The organism is Microbacterium sp. MYb62 (assembly GCF_002979475.1).
Lineage (GTDB): Bacteria > Actinomycetota > Actinomycetes > Actinomycetales > Microbacteriaceae > Microbacterium.
On sequence record NZ_PCOY01000002.1, the window covers coordinates 440029 to 459958 of the forward strand.

19 protein-coding genes are annotated in these 19930 nt (G+C 69.5%); 9 read left to right on the forward strand and 10 right to left on the reverse strand.

Annotation, left to right across the window (positions count from 1 at the left end; all coding sequences use genetic code 11):
* Positions 1-138 precede the first annotated feature (138 nt).
* Positions 139-966 carry an alpha/beta hydrolase gene (locus tag CQ042_RS04630; protein WP_105669152.1) on the reverse strand — a complete coding sequence of 276 codons (828 nt, stop codon included), beginning with the start codon at positions 964-966 and terminating at the stop codon, positions 139-141.
* Positions 967-1119: 153 nt separating this feature from the next.
* Here CQ042_RS04630 and CQ042_RS04635 point away from each other — a divergent pair, with 153 nt between their 5' ends.
* The 3 genes from CQ042_RS04635 (at position 1120) to CQ042_RS04645 (ending at position 4271) form a co-directional block, all read left to right on the forward strand.
* Complete coding sequence (locus CQ042_RS04635) at positions 1120-1719, forward strand: TetR/AcrR family transcriptional regulator (protein WP_105669154.1); 600 nt, start codon at positions 1120-1122, stop codon at positions 1717-1719.
* A gap of 164 nt (positions 1720-1883) precedes the next feature.
* On the forward strand, positions 1884-2171 hold the full coding sequence (locus CQ042_RS04640; protein WP_017203554.1) for an HU family DNA-binding protein: 288 nt from the start codon (positions 1884-1886) through the stop codon (positions 2169-2171).
* 165 nt (positions 2172-2336) lie between these two features.
* Positions 2337-4271 carry a cytochrome c oxidase assembly protein gene (locus tag CQ042_RS04645; RefSeq protein ID WP_105669297.1) on the forward strand — a complete coding sequence of 645 codons (1935 nt, stop codon included), beginning with the start codon at positions 2337-2339 and terminating at the stop codon, positions 4269-4271.
* A gap of 21 nt (positions 4272-4292) precedes the next feature.
* Here CQ042_RS04645 and CQ042_RS04650 read toward each other — a convergent pair whose 3' ends face one another.
* Positions 4293-5363, reverse strand: a complete 1071-nt coding sequence (locus tag CQ042_RS04650) for a hypothetical protein (protein WP_105669155.1) — start codon at positions 5361-5363, stop codon at positions 4293-4295.
* 114 nt (positions 5364-5477) lie between these two features.
* Between CQ042_RS04650 and CQ042_RS04655 the strand changes: the two genes are divergently transcribed.
* Positions 5478-6863: an ATP-dependent RecD-like DNA helicase gene (locus CQ042_RS04655; RefSeq protein WP_181157451.1), complete on the forward strand. Its 1386-nt coding sequence runs from the start codon at positions 5478-5480 to the stop codon at positions 6861-6863.
* A gap of 41 nt (positions 6864-6904) precedes the next feature.
* Here the strand turns inward: CQ042_RS04655 and CQ042_RS20665 are convergent, their stop codons facing one another.
* Positions 6905-7552, reverse strand: coding sequence for a heme oxygenase (biliverdin-producing) (locus CQ042_RS20665; protein ID WP_105669159.1), 648 nt, complete (start codon positions 7550-7552; stop codon positions 6905-6907).
* A gap of 72 nt (positions 7553-7624) precedes the next feature.
* Positions 7625-7954, reverse strand: coding sequence for a DUF2470 domain-containing protein (locus tag CQ042_RS20670; RefSeq protein WP_105669299.1), 330 nt, complete (start codon positions 7952-7954; stop codon positions 7625-7627).
* 97 nt (positions 7955-8051) lie between these two features.
* Here CQ042_RS20670 and CQ042_RS04670 point away from each other — a divergent pair, with 97 nt between their 5' ends.
* The 3 genes from CQ042_RS04670 (at position 8052) to CQ042_RS04680 (ending at position 11042) form a co-directional block, all read left to right on the forward strand.
* The gene (locus CQ042_RS04670) at positions 8052-9338 is read left to right on the forward strand and encodes a serine hydrolase domain-containing protein (protein ID WP_105669161.1); all 1287 of its coding nucleotides are present in this window, start codon (positions 8052-8054) and stop codon (positions 9336-9338) included.
* Between the two features lie 37 nt (positions 9339-9375).
* On the forward strand, positions 9376-10392 hold the full coding sequence (locus CQ042_RS04675) for a magnesium and cobalt transport protein CorA (protein WP_105669163.1): 1017 nt from the start codon (positions 9376-9378) through the stop codon (positions 10390-10392).
* A 74-nt stretch (positions 10393-10466) separates the two neighbouring features.
* Positions 10467-11042 carry an isochorismatase family protein gene (locus CQ042_RS04680; protein WP_105669165.1) on the forward strand — a complete coding sequence of 192 codons (576 nt, stop codon included), beginning with the start codon at positions 10467-10469 and terminating at the stop codon, positions 11040-11042.
* A 33-nt stretch (positions 11043-11075) separates the two neighbouring features.
* On the opposite strand, the gene CQ042_RS04685 is transcribed toward CQ042_RS04680, so the two are convergent.
* Together CQ042_RS04685 and CQ042_RS04690 are read right to left on the reverse strand one after the other, a co-directional pair.
* On the reverse strand, positions 11076-11339 hold the full coding sequence (locus CQ042_RS04685; protein ID WP_105669167.1) for a multidrug transporter: 264 nt from the start codon (positions 11337-11339) through the stop codon (positions 11076-11078).
* Entirely contained in the window at positions 11326-12714 is a 1389-nt protein-coding gene (locus CQ042_RS04690; protein ID WP_105669169.1) for an APC family permease, read from the reverse strand. The genes CQ042_RS04685 and CQ042_RS04690 overlap by 14 nt, the downstream gene beginning before the upstream one ends.
* 112 nt (positions 12715-12826) lie before the next feature.
* Between CQ042_RS04690 and CQ042_RS04695 the strand changes: the two genes are divergently transcribed.
* Together CQ042_RS04695 and CQ042_RS04700 are read left to right on the forward strand one after the other, a co-directional pair.
* Positions 12827-14440: an acyl-CoA dehydrogenase family protein gene (locus CQ042_RS04695; RefSeq protein WP_219844806.1), complete on the forward strand. Its 1614-nt coding sequence runs from the start codon at positions 12827-12829 to the stop codon at positions 14438-14440.
* 152 nt (positions 14441-14592) lie between these two features.
* Positions 14593-15243, forward strand: a complete 651-nt coding sequence (locus tag CQ042_RS04700) for an MIP/aquaporin family protein (RefSeq protein ID WP_105669171.1) — start codon at positions 14593-14595, stop codon at positions 15241-15243.
* A gap of 69 nt (positions 15244-15312) precedes the next feature.
* Here the strand turns inward: CQ042_RS04700 and CQ042_RS04705 are convergent, their stop codons facing one another.
* The 4 genes from CQ042_RS04705 to CQ042_RS04720 all read right to left on the reverse strand — a co-directional run bounded on the left by CQ042_RS04705 (position 15313) and on the right by CQ042_RS04720 (position 19880).
* Positions 15313-16947 carry an OPT/YSL family transporter gene (locus CQ042_RS04705; RefSeq protein WP_105669173.1) on the reverse strand — a complete coding sequence of 545 codons (1635 nt, stop codon included), beginning with the start codon at positions 16945-16947 and terminating at the stop codon, positions 15313-15315.
* Between the two features lie 67 nt (positions 16948-17014).
* Positions 17015-17959, reverse strand: coding sequence for a DUF1177 domain-containing protein (locus tag CQ042_RS04710; protein WP_105669175.1), 945 nt, complete (start codon positions 17957-17959; stop codon positions 17015-17017).
* A complete protein-coding gene (gene pepE / locus CQ042_RS04715) occupies positions 17959-18702 on the reverse strand; it encodes a dipeptidase PepE (protein WP_105669177.1) in 744 nt (247 codons plus the stop codon). The genes CQ042_RS04710 and pepE overlap by 1 nt, the downstream gene beginning before the upstream one ends.
* Positions 18699-19880, reverse strand: coding sequence for an aminotransferase class V-fold PLP-dependent enzyme (locus CQ042_RS04720; RefSeq protein WP_105669179.1), 1182 nt, complete (start codon positions 19878-19880; stop codon positions 18699-18701). The genes pepE and CQ042_RS04720 overlap by 4 nt, the downstream gene beginning before the upstream one ends.
* Between the last annotated feature and the right edge of the window lie 50 nt (positions 19881-19930).

Below are 19930 nucleotides of genomic sequence, written 5' to 3' on the forward strand. Positions count from 1 at the left end.
GCGTCCTCCGGCTCGCGCGCTCCCGCGCCGGCTCAGGCGAACGCGTGGCATCAGGCGAGTCAGCCATGAGGATGCCTGTTCTCGCGTGTTCGCCTGAACCCGCGGGGCGCATCTCGCGTGTGCGCCTGAACGCGCGCGTCACGCGACGGGAGTCGTGGTGTGTGCGACGGCCCAGCCGAGGGCGTCGTCGGCGATCTCCTCCCAGCCGTCCTGGCTGACCAGCCGGTGCGTGCGTCCGGGGTACTCCTTGTAGTCCACGACGGACGGGCTGCCGGAGGAGAGGTACTTCTTCACGATCGCGCGACCGATGGCCGGCGGCACGACATGGTCGATCTCGCCCGTGATCACATAGAGGGGAGCCCTGTCGGTGCGGGCGTAGTCGACGTGCGTGACGCCGCCCTTCTCGTCGAACGCGGAGGCGACGCCCTCGAAGAACACCCGGTTGTAGGAGTTCACCGCCGATTCCTCCCACAAGCGGTCGGACTCGGCGCGGCTCAGATCGTTGCCGAACGTGAAGTGGAAGTGGCGCTTCGAGAGCGGCTTGGCGCCGTTGCGACCGAACGGGTTCGAGAGGATCGGGGTGCCGGTCCACAGCGTCGACAGCGGGAGGGTCGTGATGCCTGCGGTCTGTCCGGGGGCGACCCCGACGTAGGCGGCGCCGACGCCGCGGTCGGCGAGCATCTGCGTGATCACACCGCCGAACGAGTGGCCCATGATGATCGGCTTGACGGGGAGGGCGCGGATGATGCGCTCGTAGTGGTCGACGATCTGCGTCAGGCCGATGCCCTTGAGCGCAGACGGGTCGCGGCGGACGTCTTCGACGGAGCGGTCGTCGATGCCGGGCCACCCCGGGACGATCACCTCGTGACCCTGCGCGCGGAAGCGCTCGGCCCAGGTGCTCCAGCTCGCGGGTGTCATCCACAGGCCGTGGATCAGGACGATGGGGGTCTTGTCGGTGGTGTTCATGTTCTTCTTCTCTCTGATTCGGCTCCCGCGGTCCGGGAGTGCGTTACTCTGATAGTAGACCGAACGTTCTATCTACCGCAACGTATTCCCGAAAGTCGTGAAGTCGTCGATCGGAAGCCGCGGTTCGGATGCCACGATGAGGGAGGACAGATCATGAACACCACGACGAAACGCCCCAGCCCCGCCCGTTCCCGGCTGATCGATGCGGCCACCCGCCTCTTCTACGCGGAGGGGATCCACACGGTCGGCGTCGACCGGGTGATCGAGGAGGCCGGGGTCACCCGCGCGACCCTCTACAAGCAGTTCGGCGGCAAGGAGAACCTCGTGCTCGCATACCTCGGAAACGAGGACGAGATGCTGCGGGCGATGTTCGCGCAGGCGGGAGACGCCGTCACCGATCCCGATGCGCTGCTCGACGCGGTGGTGCAGGGCATCGCCGCCGACATCCGCGAACGCCATACGCGTGGGTGTCCGTTCATCAACGCGGCGGCGGAGTATCCGGATGCCGACGGAGCCGTGCGCCGGCTCATCGACGAGCACAGGGAGTGGTTCCGCTCCACCCTCCAGGCGGTCGCCGCCTCGGCCGGTCTGGAGCGTCCGGAGGAGGTCGCCGCCTCCCTCGTCCTGCTGCGGGATGCCGCTCTGGTCGGCGGATATCTCGACGGGGAGGACCGCGTCGCGCCCGCCTTCGAGCGCACCGCCGGCGCGGTGATCGACGCGCACCGGCCCCGCGGAGAGGGTCGGAATCTGTGACTGGAGTGACGAAAGTGACGCGACACGCCCAGTAATTGCCCAAAACCCGCGAAATGACGCGGAAATGCGGGTGGTCGTTGATACATTCGAGGCGGTCACTAGACCAGGAGCATCCGCTCCGACACCCACAACGATGCGACGGGATCTCGTCGCTGGAGGATGACATGGCTGACAAGTCCATCACCAAGACCGAGCTCGTCGCGAGCATCGCAAGCGCCACGGGCCAGAGCCAGGCCACCGTCTCCGGTGTCCTCGACTCGCTGTTCGCCACGGTCTCCGACGCCGTTGCCAAGGGCAGCAAGGTCTCCATCCCGGGCTGGATCTCCTTCGAGCAGGTCGACACCGCTGCTCGCACGGGCCGCAACCCGCAGACCGGCGCCGAGATCAAGATCCCGGCCGGCAAGCGCGTCAAGGTGACCGCTGGCTCCAAGCTCAAGGCTGCCGTCAAGTAATCGACCGCACCTCTTCGAAGGCCGCTCCCGTTCCGACGGGGGCGGCCTTCGTGCTTTCTCCCCGCCGGGCGCGCCTAGGCTGGAGGGGTGAGTTCCCGCAGCGAGTCGACGAGTCGGATATCGGCGTATCGAGTCGCCGGGCTCGTCATCCTCCTCGTCGCCGCGATGGTCGCACTCGTGCTCGCGCTCCTCGTCGGCGGTGGCGCGAAGCCGCCGCTCCTGCAGGACCCCGGGCCGTTCGTGCTCTGGGGCACCCCCGTCGCCAAGCTCCTGATGAACATCGCGGGCGCCGTCATGCTCGGTTCGCTGGTGCTCGCGCTGTTCGGCCTCCGCGCGGGGGAGAGATCCTTCGACGCGGCACTGAACATCGCCTCGATCGGCGCCGCGGTCTTCACCGTCTCCGCGGGTCTCGCCGGGTTCCTCGCGTTCATGGCCGCCTTCAACCCGAAGCTCACGCTCGAGCGCGAGTTCGGCACGCAGCTCGGCCGATTCCTGCTGGAACTGCCGCTCGGTCAGTCCTGGCTCATCACCACGCTCTGCGGCGCGGTCATCACGGTGCTCGCGTTCGCCTGGCGTTCGTGGACGCCCACGCTCCTCACCGCGCTGCTCGCGGCCGCGTCCTTCCTGCCGCTCGCGACGCAGGGCCACGCCGGAGACCTGGCCGGGCACAACATCGCCGTCAACTCGATCCTCCTGCACACGATCGGCGCCGCGGTGTGGCTCGGCGGCCTCCTGCTCCTCATCCTGCTGCGGGGGAGGGGCGACGTCGACGCCGCGCGGCTGGTCGGCCGCTACTCGTCGCTCGCGATCGCCGCGTTCGCCGTCGTCGCCGTGTCCGGCGTCACGCGGTCGACTGTGGCCGTCGGCAGCTGGGATGCACTGTGGGCGACCCCGTACGGCTGGATCGTGCTCGCCAAGGTCGTGCTGCTGTGCGGGATGGGACTGCTGGGTGCCTGGTATCGCATCCGCCTCATCCCCAAGCTCGCAGGACCCCGTGCCGCGGGCTGGTTCTGGCTCCTGATCCTCTGCGAGGTCGCCCTGATGGGCCTCGCCTCCGGTGCCGCCGCCGCGCTGGCCCGCACCCCTCCGCCGACCGGCGAGACCGCCGCCTTCGCGCAGACCCCCGCGCAGATCCTGACCGGCGCGACCCTGCCTCCGGAGCTGACACTCGAGCGCTGGTTCACCGCCTGGGATTTCGACGTGCTCTGGCTCGTGGCTGCGGGCTTCGGCCTGTTCTTCTACCTCGCCGGTGTGCGACGCCTGCGGCTGCGCGGCGACCGCTGGCCGATCCATCGCACCGTGTTCTGGGTGCTCGGGATGCTGATGCTGGTCTGGGTGACCAGCGGGCCGCTCAACGCCTACCAGGAGTACCTGTTCAGCATCCACATGATGGGCCACATGATGCTGTCGATGGCCATCCCGCTGCTGATGGTCTCGGGTGCGCCCATCACGCTCGCGCTGCGTGCCATCCACAAGCGCGACGACGGCACCCGCGGCGGTCGCGAGTGGATCATGTGGGCCGTGCATTCGCCGTTCGCCCGTGTCGTCACGCACCCGTTCGTCGCGGCGGCGATCTTCATCCTGTCCCTCTGGGCCTTCTACTTCACCGACCTCGTGCGCTGGTCGATGTACGAGCACCTCGGTCACGAGTGGATGGTCATCCACTTCCTGCTCTCGGGCTACCTCTTCGTGATGAGCCTGATCGGTGCCGACCCGGTGCCCTACCGGCTGCCCTACCCCGGACGCCTCATCACCCTGATCGCCGTCATGGCGATGCACGCCTTCTTCGGCATCGCGATCATGATGCAGGAGGGGCTGATGGTCGCCGACTGGTTCGGGGCGATGGGCCGCGACTGGGGCGCGAGTCCGATGGAAGACCAGTACGTCGGCGGCGGCATCGCGTGGTCGATCGGCGAGATCCCGACCCTGATCCTCGCGATCACGGTCGCCATCCAGTGGAGTCGCAGCGACACCAAGCTGCAGCGTCGGCGTGACCGGCACGCCGACCGCACGGGTGACGCGGAGCTCGAGGAGTACAACGCCCAGCTCGCCGCCCTCGCCGAGCGCGACCAGAGGCGCGAGGAGCGCGGAGGCCGCTGACCGCGGCGAAACCCGGCTCCGTCAGTCGACGGGGGGCTCGCCGGGAGAGCCGACCCTGATCGCCGCCGACCCGTCGGGCAGGATCGAGATCGTGCCGTTGAGCTGGAACGGCACGTCTTCGGACAGCGGCTCGACGGAGCCGTCGAACAGGGAGCGGATCTCGACGTCGACGTGCGCGACGGCATTCGTGGTCGGGATCTGCCACTGCCCGCCGTCCGGGGCGACGGTGATCTGCGGCTGCGCCGCGATCGACCACTGGGGCGGAGAGGACAGGCGGTTCGTGACCCGGATGCCGAACGGGCACGCAGTCGGCTGGAGCACCTCCTGAGCGGTGCACTTGGTGAGGAAGTCCTCGACCCGCTCCTGCACGACATCGATGAACTCGTCCGTCGGCGTCGTCTGCACGTCGAGCGGCGTGACCGCGAGAGGGGTGTCGGCGAGCACCCCCTGACCGGATGAGGTCGAGATCGGAGTGTCCACCGTCACCGAGTACAGCCCCGGAGTGAACACGAGCAGGGGCAGCGGGTCGAGTGCGGCGGCGTCCACGCCATCGCTCGACACCTGGCGGCGGTCGACCTCGAACCCGTTCATCGCGAACTTGTCCGCACCGCGCACCGTCAGTTCGACGACGGCGAGAGGACTGGTGGTGAAGCGCCAGTTGGGGGTCACGCCGGCCCAGCCGTCCTGCGCGACCAGGAACGTGCTGGTGCCGGGATGGCCGGCCGCCTGGTAGCTGACGGTGACGGCCGTGCCCCCGTCGGCGGGCTTCTCGGACTCGACCTCGACATCGGTGAGCGGCGCGAGTGCGGAGCGGCGGAGCATCGCCTCGGACGCCGCCGGGTCGATGCCGGCCTTCTCGAGGGTCTCGCGGTCGATCGCGACGCCGGGCACGCGGAGCGCGTCGGCCGCGCGACCCGAGGAGAGCAGATCGAGATAGCGGACGACGAACGCCGAGGGGCCGTAGAACTGCTGGTAGAGGGTGGCGCCACCGGCGCCGAGAGCGGCGACGAGCACGAGGCCGACGACGGCGAGCATCGCCAGATCGACCCCCAGGCGCGCGCGCCTGGGCGCGCTCCTCCGGTCACGCACCATGGCGTCAGTCTAGGAGGGCGTCCTGAGGGGACGCCGAGCGTCGGCGGCCGTGCTCCGGCGGAGGGACGTAGCATGGGTGGCGCCCCGTTTCCGCCTGCTGCCCCTGTGAGTGCCGTGTCCCTTCCCGCCCTGTCCGAGGAGCAGCAAGAGCTCTTCCGACTCATCGAAGACACCGGCGAGCACGTCTTCATCACCGGGCGAGCCGGCACGGGGAAGTCGACGCTGCTTCAGCATTTCGCGGCGAACACCGAGAAGCAGATCGCGATCTGCGCACCCACCGGCGTCGCGGCGCTCAACGTCGAGGGTCAGACGATCCACTCGCTGTTCCGCCTGCCGATCGGACTGATCGGCGACGCCGACATCGACCAGAACGATGCGACCCGGCGCATCCTGAACGCGATCGAGACGCTCGTCATCGATGAGATCTCGATGGTGAACGCCGACCTGATGGATGCGATCGACCGTTCGCTGCGTCAGGCCAGGGGGCGTCGCGGCGAGCCCTTCGGCGGGGTGCAGGTGGTCATGTTCGGCGACCCCTACCAGCTCGCCCCCGTTCCGCCGCGTGGCGACGAGGCCCGCTACGTGCAGGACCACTACCGCTCGTTCTGGTTCTTCGATGCGAAGGTGTGGGCCGGCGGATCCGGGATCTCCGACCAGGAGGGCCTGTTCCAGGTCGACACGCGCGCAGAACTGCACGTGCGCGAGCTCGTGCAGATCCATCGGCAGTCCGATGACGGGTTCAAGTCGATGCTCAACGCCGTGCGTTACGGCCGGGTGACCGCCGAGATCGCCGGGGTGCTGAACACGCAGGGCGCGCGCACGCCGCCGGAGCCGGAGCCGGGTGAGGTGCCGATGATCACGCTCGCCACCCGCAACGACATCGTGAACAGCATCAACAGCCGCCACCTCGCGGCGCTGCCGGGCAAGGAGCAGACGGCGCGCGCCGAGGTCAGCGGCGACTTCGGACGCGGCGAGGCCTCGTTGCCAGCCGAGTCCGAGCTGAAGCTGAAGGTCGGAGCGCAGGTGATGTTCCTGCGCAACGACACGGCGATGTCGGGGGAGCCTCCTCGCTGGGTGAACGGCACCATCGGCACGGTGACGCGCATCCTCGGCAGCGCGGTGCGCGTCGACATCGACGGTGAGGAGGTCGATGTCGAACCCGCCGTCTGGGAACGATTCCGGTACGCCTACGACCAGAACACGAAGAAGCTCTCCCGCGACGTGGTGGCCGAGTTCACCCAGTTCCCGCTGCGGCTGGCCTGGGCGGTCACGATCCACAAGTCGCAGGGCAAGACCTATGAGCGCGCCATCATCGACCTCGGCTCCGGGGCGTTCGCACCGGGGCAGACGTATGTCGCCCTCAGCAGGCTGACCTCGCTCGAGGGGCTGTACCTGTCGCGGGCGCTGCGTCCTCGCGACATCCGCGTGGACGAAGACGTGCGTCGGTTCATGCGCGACGCCTGGCTCGCGGCGTCGACGCCCGAGCTCCCGAAAGCCTGAGTCCCCTCGGGCCCGGCTTCCCTCGGGCGGGCGAACCCGGTTCAGGCGGCGGCGCGGGCGCGGTCGAGGTCTTCGAACAGCTCGGTGTTGAAGCGGTAGGCGAGCAGAACCTCGTCGATCACGCGCTCGCGCTCGGCGTCGTCCCAGGGGGCGGCATCGAGCTGCTCGCGGTAGACGTCCTTGAAGGCGGAGGGGTCGGCGATGTCGTCGAAGAGATAGAAGCCGATGCCGTTGGTCTCGAAGCCGAAGCGTCGGGCCATCACGCGGCCGATGAAGATGCCGCCGGACAGATCGCCGAGGTAGCGGGTGTAGTGGTGCGCGACGAAGCCGCCGGCCCAGGTGGCCCCGACCTGACGGATGCGGTCGACGTAGCGCTGCGTGGTCGGCAGCGGAACGATCTGCGCGCGCCAGTCGGCGCCGAGCAGGAACTCGAGGTCGGCTTCGAGCGCCGGCAGGCGCGTGAGCTTGTCGCTGAGGAAGACGGCGGCCACCGGATCCTGGCGCATGCGCTCGCCGGCACCCTCCAGGGCCTCGTAGATGAAGTAATGCTGAGCGACGAGCGAGATGTAGTCCTCGCGTGAGCCCTCACCCTTCAGCAGGTCGGACATGAAGCCGGCGGTCTCGCTGCGGGAATGCGATCCGGACGAGCGCTCGCGCAGGGCGGCGGAGAAGGAGAGGATCTCGGACATTCCCTCAGTGTAAGGCTCGCCTTACCTGATGCGAAAGTCGGGAATCCCGGTCGTCGTCGCTCCGGTGATGTCTCAGGCGTGCGGGCGGGGCTCGACTCCGAGACGCGCGCACGCGGCGTCGTAGAGGGCGACGACCTCGCGGCGGACGGCCGGACGCTCCGTGATCGGTCCTCCGGGCCACGGGACACGCAGCTCGGAGACGACTCCGCCGTGTGTGATGTCCCACACCCCGGCGTCCCCGTCGAACCCGGTCATCACGGCATCCGTGATCTCGGCACCGGACGGGGTGACACCGGACGGCTCGGCGAACGCGCGAGCGATGAGGAGGTTGTCGTCGGTGTGGTCGCCGTTCATGTGGCGGAGGACGGCGGTGATCACATCGGAATCGAAGGCGTGGGGCACGCTCACAACTCTACGCACGGGCGAGAGGCCCGTCGCGGGGCCGACTTTCAGCATCCGCGCTCTAGACTCGGGAGACACGTCCTCGGGGGTTCCTTCCATGCAGCTTCTCTCGTCGCGCCGGTGGCGCGCCGCAACGGCCACTGCGGCCGTGCTCGCTCTCGTCCTCACCGGATGCTCGCCCGAAGACTCGTTCTCGTACACACCACCGGCTCAGGTCGACGGGCCGCTCCCGGACGACACGGTCGCCGCGATGCAGGCCGCCGTCGACAACGCGCTCGCCGCCTCCGGCGCTTCGGGCGCGATCGTCGGCGTGTGGGCACCGTGGAGCGGAAGCTGGGTGACCGGGATCGGCACGCAGGAGCGGGACGGCACCGGGGAGCTGTCGACCGACATGTCCTTCCGGATCGCCGACGTCACCCGACTGATGACCTGCGACGTCCTCTACGCCCTCGCCGACGAGGGAACGGTCGAGCTCGACGCGCTCGTCCCCGACTACGTCTCGGGCGTCGCCGACATGGAAGACGTCACGCTCGTCGACCTGTGCAACGGCACCAGTGGTGCGGGCTCGTCCGACGAGACCGTCAAGGGGGCCTGGCTGAACACTCCTGAGCGCATCTGGGCACCGCTGGAGCTCGCCGGCTACGGCCTCGCACGGGAACGACTGGCACCGCGCACGGCCTACCGCGACTCGGACGCCGGCTATCTGCTGCTGGGCCTCGCCCTCGAGCGCGCCTCGGGGAAGACGGCATCCGAGCTCATCGCCGAATACGTCTCGGCGCCCCTCGACCTCCCGAACACCTCGCTTCCGGGATCGGCGCCGGCGGCTCCTGGCACCGGCCCCGTGCTGAACGGCCACTACCTCAACCCGGTCGAAGGCGGCTACGACTGCGCCGCCCCGGTCGACATCACGACCCTCTCGGCGAGCTCCGGCTTCACGGACTCCGGTGCGGTGTCCACGATCACCGAACTCGGTCGCTACGCCCAGGCGGAGGCCACGCAGGCGCTGCGTACCAAGGAGAAGCCGGATCGCTTCGGCGCCCCGCTCCCGGCCGCCGACGGCGCCCCGTCCTGGTACCAGTCCACCGGAGGCGCCTATCTGGTCGGGTCGATGATCGGTCAGCACGGTTGGGCTCCCGGTTACGCCACGGCGGCATACTCCGACCCGGCGACCGGGTTCACGGTGGCCGTCGTGCTGAACAACTCGACGACGGGTGCGCAGTTCGCCCAGCAGCTCTCCTGGGAGCTCGCCGCGATCGCATCGAAGGCACCTGCCGCCGACGGTCAGACGGCGCCGGAGTTCGGCCTCCCGTTCACCGCGGAGCAGTACCACCAGGCGATCATCGACGCCGCGATCCCCTGCGTGGCGCCCCCGGCCGCGGAGTGATCCCGGCCTGAGCGGGCGGCCGCGCGAAGGAGCGACGATGGCGATCATCGACAATGCGATCTACGTGGACGGCGTCCGCACCGAGAATCCGCGTAGTCTCAGCGAGACCTTCGAGCGCATGCGCGAGCGCGGCGGCATGGGGTGGATCGGCCTCTACCGGCCGAGTGAGCAGGAGATCCGCGAGGTCGCCGACGAGTTCGGCATCCACGCCCTCGTCGTGGAGGACGCGCTCTCCGGTCACCAGCGCGCCAAGCTCGAGCGCTACGGCGAGGTGCTGTTCATGGTGCTGCGCCCGGCCCGCTATCTCGACGACGTCGAGGAGGTCGAGTTCGGCGAGGTGCATGTGCTCGTCGGCCCCGACTTCGTGGTGACGATCCGGCACGCGGAGTCCCCCGACCTGGGCCGGGTCCGGCGGCGGCTGGAGGCCGACCCCGCGCTGCTCGCCCATGGTCCCGAGGCCGTGCTGTACGCCATCCTCGACGAGGTCGTCGACGAGTACACACCGGTTCTCGCCGGACTCGAGAACGACATCGACGAGATCGAGAGCCAGCTGTTCGAAGAGGACACCGATGCCACGCAGCGCATCTACGACCTGGGCAGGGAGGTCATCGACTTCCAGCGCGCCACGCAGCCGCTGTCCGGCATGCTGGAGGCGTTGCTGCGGGGGTCGGACAAGTACCACGTGAGCGAGGAGCTGCTGCGGTACCTCCGCGACGTGCTCGATCACACACTGCGCGTGAGCGACCGCGCGACGACGTTCCGCACCGTGCTCGACAACGCCCTCACGGTGGAGTCGACGATCGTCGCGCGTCGGCAGAACGAGGAGATGCGGCGGATGACGGAGCTCAGCATCCGCCAGAACGACGAGGTCAAGAAGATCTCGGGCTGGGCGGCGATCCTGTTCGCCCCGACGCTGGTCGGCACGATCTACGGCATGAACTTCGATCACATGCCGGAGCTGCACTGGATGCTCGGCTATCCCATGGCGGTGGGGCTGATGATCGCCCTCGGCTTCGGCCTCTACGCGGCGTTCAAGCGCAAGGGCTGGCTGTAGGACTGTCCGGATCCCTGCGAACACTGGCCGTGCGGCATCTTGTCCCGGTTCGACGTGACGGGCACGATGAGCGCATGAACACACCCACCGCCACGGCTCTGCTCGTCATCGACGCGCAGGAGTCGTTCCGTCGACGAAGCGATGACTGGGAGCGCACCGCGAACCCCGCGGTGCTCGACAACATCGCTCTCCTCGTCGCCCACGCCCGCGACACCGGAGACCAGGTGGTGTGGATCACCCACTCCGAGCCGGGCAGCGGAGGCGTGTTCGACCCTGCACAGGGATTCGTGCGCGTGATCGACCGGTTCGCACCGCGGGAGTCCGAGCCCGCCCTCGTGAAGACCACCATCAACGCCTTCGGGTCGACCGATCTCGAGGAGCAGCTGCGCCGGGCCGGCGTCGGCCGCGTCGTGATCTGCGGCATCCGCACCGAGCAGTGCTGCGAGACCACGGCGCGCGTGGCCGCCGATCTCGGGTTCGACGTCGAGTTCGTCACGGATGCGACCACGACCTCGGCCATCCCGGAGCGGGGTGCGCTCGCCGCCGTCTCCGGGGAGGACATCATGCGCCGCACCGAGAGCATCCTCGCGGCGCGCGGCTTCGCCACGATCACGAGCACGCGGGAACGGGTCGGAGCGGTCGCGAGGTAGGCGCCCGTCCCCGCACTCTCTCGATCGAGCGCGTCAGTCCGCGTTGTCGTCCGCGGTGTCGGCCGTGGTGTCGTCCTCGGTGTCGGCCTCGGGCATCCCGGGCCCGGGTCCCGGACGCACCGGTGCCTCCGGAGCGATGTCGATGCGGGTGTTGCCGTCGTGCTCGCTGACCTCGATGCGGGGCGCGGCATCGGCCTCCGTGGCATCCGGCGCCGCGGTGAGCTGGTCGTGACGCTTCTCGGCGCTCGTCATCCCGTCGTCGGGTGTGTGGTCCGGGGTGTTCTCAGGCGTGCTCATGGGTCTCCTTCTGATCGTCGACGGCGTCGCCGTCGGGGTGGTGGCCGTTCCGCTTCTCCGCGTGCTTCCTGCTCCATCGTGCGAGCACGTACAGCACACCGCCGACGGCGAGCAGGATCGCACCGAAGAGCCAGACGGCCGGGCGCTGCTGGGTGAGGAGCAGGACGCACGATGCGGCGCCGAGGACGGGGACGAAGCTCCACACGCGGAAATGGTCGTGCGCGACGTGGTCTCGCCGCAGGACGAGCACGGACACGTTCACACTGAGGAAGACGAACAGGAGCAGCAGGACGACCGTCTCGGCGAGGGTGGCCAGATCGCCGACGAGAGTCAGGCCCATGGCGACGAGGGTCGTGACGAGGATCGCCACCCACGGTGTCTTCCGCTTCGGGAGCACGCGCCCGAGCACCGCGGGCAGCAGGTTCTGCTCGGCCATCCCGTAGGTGAGGCGGCTGACCATGATCATCGTCAGCAGGGCGCCGTTCGCGACCGCGACGAGAGCGATCAGGCTGAACAGCCAGGAGGGGATGCTGACGCCGGTGGCTTCCACGACCGCGAGCAGCGGGCCGCTCGAGTCCTGCAGCTCGGAGGCGGGCAGGGCGATCGAGCTCGCGAGCCCCACGAGGACGTACACGGCGCCGGCCGTGAACAACGCGGCGAAGAGAGCCCGCGGATACGTGCGGCGAGGATCCTTCACCTCTTCGATCATGTTCGCGGAGGTCTCGAAGCCGACGAACGAGTAGTAGGCGATCACCGCTCCGGAGAGCACCGCGACGGCGACGTTCGCCTCCTCCGGTGCCTCGACGACACGGGAGACGTCTCCGCCCCCGCCCCCGACGAAGAGCGCGACCACGACGACGACGATGACCAGGCCGCTGAGCTCGATCGCCGTCATGACGAGATTGGCGCCCATCGATTCGCGGATGCCGCGCGCGTTCAGCAGGCCGACCACGGCGAGGAAGACGATGGCGACCGGGATGGTCGGCAGGTCGAAGAACGTCCCCAGGTAGTCGCCGGCGAAGGCGATGGCGAGTCCGGCCGCGCTCGTCACGCCCGCCGCCAGCATGCTGAAGCCGACCAGGAACGACACCAGGGGGCTGTGGAAAGCGCGCTCGGCGAATACGGCCGCTCCTCCGGCGCGGGGGTACTTGGTGACGAGTTCCGCATACGAGCCTGCGGTCAGCAGCGCGAGCAGCAGCGCCAGGAGCAGGGGCGCCCACAGCATCCCTCCCACCTTCGCGGACAGCACACCCATGAGGGCGTAGATGCCGGCACCCAGCACATCGCCGAGGATGAAGGCGAAGAGGAGAGGGCCGGTGATGGCCCGCCGCAGCCGGGTCGGATCGTCGGCGCGCGGCGCGGTCTCGGTCGTCATCCCTGCACGCTACGGGCCTGCGGGAGCACCGGCCACGGGGTTGACAGCGCCGATCCGGACCGGCGCAGGCCATTGCCCCGGCAGCGGCATCCGTGATTTGATCCGGAGCATCGTGAGCACCCACACCGTCTTCAACCAGGCCCCGCCGCGCGTCGACATCGACGAGTTCGGGGCGAACATCGCGCTCGTCGAGGCCGTGCGGCAGCAGGGCGCCGACGGGGCGAGCGCGGCGCTGCACGCCACCGGCCGCCGCGTCGGGTCGGCTGCCTTCCAGGACGACGCCGCGCGGGCGAACCGCAACGAGCCCGTGCTGCACACGCACGACCGCTGGGGGCGCCGCCTGGACGAGGTCGAGTACGACCCCGCCTACCATCGCGTGATCGGTGCGGCCGTCGCCGACGGGGCGCATACCGCCGCGTTCGCCGATCCGCATCCCGGCGCGAGCGTGGTCAGGGCCGCCACGTTCATGCTCTACGCGCAGGTCGAGCCCGGCCATGCCTGTCCCGTGTCGATGACGCACTCCGCGGTCCCGGTGGTCGCGCAGCATCCGCAACTGGCGCAGGAATGGATGCCGCGGCTGCTGTCGCGCACCTATGACCCGGCGCTGCGCCCGGGCAAGCCCGGTGCGCTGTTCGGCATGGCGATGACCGAGAAGCAGGGGGGATCGGACGTGCGGGCGAACACCACCGCCGCGGTGCCGCTCGGCGGCGGGCGATACGCACTCACCGGGCACAAGTGGTTCTGCTCCGCCCCGATGTCGGATGCCTTCCTCGTGCTGGCGCGGGCACCGGGCGGGCTGTCGTGCTTCCTGATGCCGCGGCTGCTCGACGACGGCTCCCGCAACGGCCTGCGGTTCCAGCGGCTCAAGGACAAGCTGGGCAACCGGTCGAACGCGTCGAGCGAGGTGGAGTACGAGCAGGCGGAGGCGACGCTCGTGGGCGAGGAGGGGCGCGGGGTGCGCACCATCATCGACATGGTCACCCGCACCAGGCTCGACTCGATGCTGGGTTCCCTCGCCGGGATGCGGCAGGGCGTCGCCGAGGCTGCCTGGCATGCGAGGCACCGATCGGCGTTCGGGCGCACGCTGATCGATCAGCCGGCGATGACCGCCGTGATCGCCGACCTGCAGCTCGAGGTCGAGGCCGGCACCGCCGTCGCGCTGCGGCTGGCGCGCGCCTACGACGTCGATGCCTCCGCGCAGGACGCGGCCTTCCGCCGGCTGGCGACCGCCGTGATGAAGTACTGGGTGTGCAAGCGTGCTCCGGCCCACGCGGCGGAAGCGCTCGAGTGTCTCGGCGGCAACGGCATCACGACCGACTGGCCGCTGGAGATGCGGTACCGCGAGCAGCCGGTGATGGCGATCTGGGAGGGCTCCGGCAACGTGATCGCGTTGGATGTGCTGCGCGCGATCGCCCGTGAGCCGGAGTCGCTGGAGGCGTTCGACGCCGAGGTGTCGACCGTGCGGGGAGCGGATCCGCGCTTCGACCGGCATCTCCAGGAAACCAGGGCGCTGGTCCGGGGACTCGCGGAGGATCCAGCGCCGGAGGCATCGGCGCGTCGTCTCGTCGAGGCGCTCGCCCTGACGCTGTCCGCCTCGCAGTTGCTGCGGACGGCTCCGTCGGAAGTGGCGGAGGGATTCATCGCCGCGCGCCTGGGTGGTGTCCCCGGCCTGTTCGGAGCGCTCCCGCCGGGCGTGGCCGTCGCCGCGATCGCCGCTCGCGCCTGATTCAGCGAATTCACAGAATTTCCGCGCGGCCTCCCGATATTCCGGAACGCGCAGCGATAGCGTCGGTGCCGCACGAGGGGTGCGTCGGCCGGGGTGCGCGGGCAAACGGGTGGCTTCCTCTCTCTCGAATCCCCAGACAAAAGGGCTCTCTCATGACCGGTACAGCACGTAAGGCGCTCGCAGAAGCGGTCGCCACCTTCCTCTTCGTCCTCGCGATCATCGCGGCGGTGAACAGCGGCAGCCCGCTGACTCCGCTCGCGATCGGCTTCACCCTGATGGTGCTCGTGTTCTCCACGGGTCACATCTCGGGTGCCCACCTCAACCCGGCCGTCTCGGTCGGCGTGTTCCTGCGCGGCGGCCTCAGCGTCGCCGACTTCATCGCCTACCTCATCGCCCAGTTCGTCGGTGGCGCGGTGGCCGCGCTCGTCAGCATGGCCGTGTGGCCGGTCGGCGAGAAGGCCATGGTCATCGAGGTCGGTCCGGCGTTCCTCGTCGAGGCGCTGTTCACGCTGATCCTGGTGTGGGTCGTGCTCAACACGGCCACCTCGAAGGACACCGCGGGCAACTCCTTCTACGGTCTCGCGATCGGTGCCACCGTGTTCGTCGGTGCGGCCACCGTCGGCTCGATCTCGGGCGGCGGCTTCAACCCGGCCGTCGCACTCGGTCTCTCGGTCAGCGGGCACTTCGACTGGAGCTCGCTGTGGCTCTACATCGTCGCCCCGGTCGTCGGCGCCGTGATCGCCGCGATCCTTTTCCGCGTGCTCAACACGGACGACGCGAAGAAGATCGCCGCCGCCGAGTAATCCTCGCCGCAAGGCAGAAGCGCCGCGCCCTGTTCGGGCGCGGCGCTTCTGCGTTCGGCGGCGCCGACGTCAGAACCTGATGGCCTTGCCGACGTTCATGAGCGAGTCGGCGGCGATAATCCCGGCGCCGACCAGCGCCATCTCCTGCTCGCCCTTCTCGCCGCGGTGCTTCACCCACGCCACGCGCACCACCAGCGCCGCCAGCACCAGCCAGCCGGCGTTCGCGGTGGCCACGAGCAGACCCGTCGCCAACAGCACGCCCATCTGGCGCTTGGATCCGCCGAGGAACTGGATGAGCGCGCCGGGGATCGCCCACAGCGCCATGGTCAGAGCCACCTGCGGATCGGAGATGCCGACCGAGATCGTGTCGGCGAACACCGTCGAGGACGGCGGGATCTTGCCGTCCTCGAACAGCCCCTGCCAGGAGATGGCCACGACGCCGATCGCGACGACGATCGCGACGAGCGATGCCTTCAACTGTTCGCGGCGACCGGCGAGCTCGTACGCCTTCCACGGGCGCGCCTCCCGGCGCAGGATCCAGCCGGCCTTGTAGTCGTAGCCCATGTCAGCGAATGCCGGTCCCGTCGCCGAGCAGTAGGCGACGAGGATGAGCAGCGGAACCTCCGGCATCTGGAGGAACAGGCCCACGATCAGGAAGATCAGCGTCACCGCGAAGGCGGGGAACCATCCCGCGTGCATCGCCGCGAGCCCCACGATCAGCTCGTGGACGATCGCGGCGAAGCCGGCGAACAGCACGAACCCGATCAGCGCCGGGATCGACAGCTCGGACGCCGCGCCTCCGATGAGGGCGATCAGCAGCGCCCCGGCGACGAAGGCCGCGTACCCGGTGGCCAATGCGCGACCGAGCCGGCGACCCGAGATCGTGTAGTCGAGCGTCTCGTCCAGCTGGATGGCCGCCGTCTGACGCACCTCCTCGGCGCGCTGCCGTCTGGTGCGTGCGCCCACGATGATCCACACCACCTGGAGCAGCGCGATGACCCCGGCGCCGATCATCACGCCGTGGGGGATGTACAGCGCCCCCAGGTTCACGCCGAGCAGGGCGGGAGCGTACTGCGAGATGATCAGCCCGACCGCGAACATCAGCAGCGCCCACACGTTGCCGATCAGCGCGACCCCGGCCGCGGACATCGGGAGGGCGAACAGCGAGCCGACGATGCCGACCACGCCTCCGCCCACGAGGATGAGTGCGCGCCGACCGCCCTCCGACCCGGCCTTGATGGTCTCGGCCGCTGCGACGCCGGGAGGCCAGGCCGCCGACGCCGGCAGGAACTTCGAGCCGAACGCCTTGTAGAGGATGAACACGTCGATGAGCACGCCCAGCGAGGCGCCCAGCAGCATCGGCCACACCAGCTCCGGTCTGCCGAGGGCCCAGGGGATCGCGATGGGGGCGAGGATGCCGTTGGCCGCGGCGAACGTGGCCGCCGAGATCGCCGATTGGATGAGGTTCTGCCGGTGCTTGCTGCGGAACTTCGCGAAGCCGAAGAACGCGATGCGCCCGAGGAGCATGGCGATCACGGCGCCGATGACGCTGGTGTTCGCCGAGATGCCCAGCGTCGTGATGAGGTGGACCCCGATCACGGCGCCGAGGACGCTCAGGACGATCGTGACGACGAGGGTGAGCGGTTGGAACGCGCGAGGGTGGGCCTCCACGGATTCCTGCTCTGTGGATGGTGAGTGTGTCATTGACGGACTTTCTGCAGAATGCCGACGCGGGCTTCATCGCCCGCGGTTGCCCCTCAGCGGGCGGTGTTCAGCTCTGGAACCGGGCGAGGCTCCCGTACCGGGCGACGAGGCTCTCGTACTCGTCGGCATCGTAGAAGGACAGGCGTCCCTCGGTGAACTGCTTCGCGGTCTCGACCACGAAGCGGGTCGCCTCCAGCAGCGCCGGCTCATAGCTGGCCCCCGTGGAGGATCCGGGCACGACGGACGCGGCCGTGAGTGCGACGCCGACGACCGGAGCGCTCGTGGCGACGGTCGGCTGCATGATGGAGTTGAAGTGGCGGTAGCCGTTGTCGTACGGCGTGATGTCCTGCTGTGCGAGCGGGAACGTGCGTGCGGGGGCTCCCGTCGCGTACTCGAGCACCGTCAGCAGCCCGGGGGCGACCGGAAGCAGGTAGCCCTGCATCGCGGTGGCCGAGATGGCGACACCGGCATGGTTGATCAGCCGATTGCCCTTGGAGGCATCGATCGACAGTATCGCGTCCATCGCCGTGTCGACCTCGTACTCGTTGAGCGTCGCCGATGACACGGGCATGCCCATGAAGTCGACCGGCTCGCGGGGGGTGATGCTCACATGCGTGGCGATATGCGTGGTGACGATGACGTCTCCGCGCAGCTGCACGCCCGCTTCCGCCAGCCGCAGCAGTCGGAGCGCGGCGGCGATCGCGACCGTGGAGCCGTCGGCGTCCGAGACGGAGCCGATCCGGTCCGGCTGCGCCTGCTGCGCTCCGAGACGCCCGACGATGCCGAGCGTCGGCGCACTCCCGCCTGCGAGGGTCCCTTCCGTGCCCGGGAGCACCACCCTCACGAAGTCGCACATCCGGCTGGTGTCCTCCGGCGCTTCGTAGGGGACGGGGGTGATCGCGATCTGCGCCCGTGCGGCACCGACGCTCCGCAGCAGCGCGGCGATCCGTTCGCCGTCCAGCCGCGGGTCGTCCATGAGCTCGGTGACCTCCTGGATCTCTCGGGCACCCATCAGCGCACCGCCCCGCGGATCTCGTCGAGACGGAACGACTCGTCGACCGGGAGGGCACGCGCCTCGGCGCCGTGGCGGAACACGAGTCCCTCACGATCGCCGAGGATGCGGGCGTGATCGCCCGTGACCCACAGCGCGCAGCCCTCGCGGAGCGCGAGCACCTCCTCGGCGGGGTTCAGCGCGAGGAACTCGCCCAGCCGCTCCTCCCTGCTCTCGCCGTTGTGGCCTGCGGGCTTGCCGGGGATGAAGTGCGGGTTCATCTGGAAGGGGACGAGGCCCAGCGCCGCGAACGAGGGCGGTTCGACGATCGGCATGTCGTTGGTGGTGCGGATCGACGGGGTGGCGACGTTCGTCCCCGCGCTCCATCCCACGTACGCGGCGTCGCCGGACGTGACGCGCCGGCGGATCTCGTCGAGCAGCCCCGCGGCGGCGAGCCGGTGCAGCAGCGCGAACGTGTTGCCTCCCGCCACGGCGATGACCTGCGCCTCGCGCACGGCCTCGATCGGGTCGTCCAGCCGGTGGATGGAGGTGAGTTCGACCCCGTGGGCGGCGAACGCCGGTGCGGCGAGCGACTCGTACGCATCGAAGGACGTCGACACGGCGGCGTAGGGGATCAGCACGGCCCGCGTCGGCGTCGGCCGTCCCTCCTGCGCGCCGAGCACGAGGGCGAGCTGGTCTGCGGCGTGCTCGAGATATCCGAGGTCGTCCTTGCGCGAACTGCTCATCAGGAGGGCGCGGATCATGCTGATTCCTTTCCGGCGAACGCCGTGATCTCTGCGACGAGACGGTCGATCTCGTCGATGGTGTTGAAGTAGTGCACGGACGCCCTGGCCATCGACGAGATGCCGTAGGAGGTCAGGATCGGAGTGGCCATGAAGTGGCCGGCCTCGATGATGATGCCGCGGCTCTCGAGATGGTCGGTGAGCTCGCGCGGATCCACCCCTGCGACGTTGAACGGGATGATGCTGAGCCGGTTCTCGTCCGAAGGTCCGTAGACCTCCGCCCCGGGGATGCTGCGGATGCCGCGGACGGCGGCTCCGGTCAGCTCGACGACGCGCGCGTGGATGGTGTCGATCCCGAGGCGCTCGGCGACCTCGACGGCCGCGCCCAGCGCGAGGATCGCGGGAACGTTCGGCGATCCCGCCTCGAAGCGCCTGGCCGTGTCGGGGAGACGGATCGAGCCGTCCTCCTGTGTGGCGTTCCACCATCCCGCCAGCGCGGGGACCAGGTCAGGGACGAGGTGGCGGCGCACGGCCAGGATGCCGGAGCCCTCGATGCCGCGAAGTCCCTTCCGGCTGCACGCGGAGACGAAGTCCGCCTGCCATGAGGAGAAGCCGAGCGGGAGCATGCCGATCGCCTGTGCCGCGTTGACGTGGGTGAGCACACCGGCCGCGGCGGCGATCCGGCAGATCTCGGCGACGGGCTGCGTCGCCCCGGTCACGTTCGAGAGGGCGACGAAGGTGATCAGGCGCGTGCGGGGCGTGATCGCTGCGCCCAGACGCTCCGGGTCGAGCATCCCATCGGCCCCTGCCGCGAACGGGACCACGCGGATCCCGACCTCGGCTTCCAGCATCCGCCAGATCGCGACGTTGCTGAGCATCTCCGTATCCGGGACGATCACCTCGTCTCCGGGCTGCCACCGGATGCCGCGGGCGACCAGGCTGATCGATTCGGTGCCGTTGCGGGTGAAGGCGATCTCCTCGGGCTGCGCGTGCAGGAAACCGGCGACCGCGGCGCGCACCTGCTCGATGCGTTCGTACACCTCGCGGCGCAGGCTGGGCAGATACGGCCCCTCGACGGCCGTGCGCCGGAGGTACGCGACCGCCGCGTCCACGGCTTCGGGAACGGGGGGTGCGGCGGCAGCGGTGTCGAAATACGCGGAGGGGGGCACGGCGGCATCTGCCAGGTCGTCGGGAAGCATGGTCTCTTTCCACTTCGTCGGGGTACTGCTGAAGCAAGATTCCGGGGGCG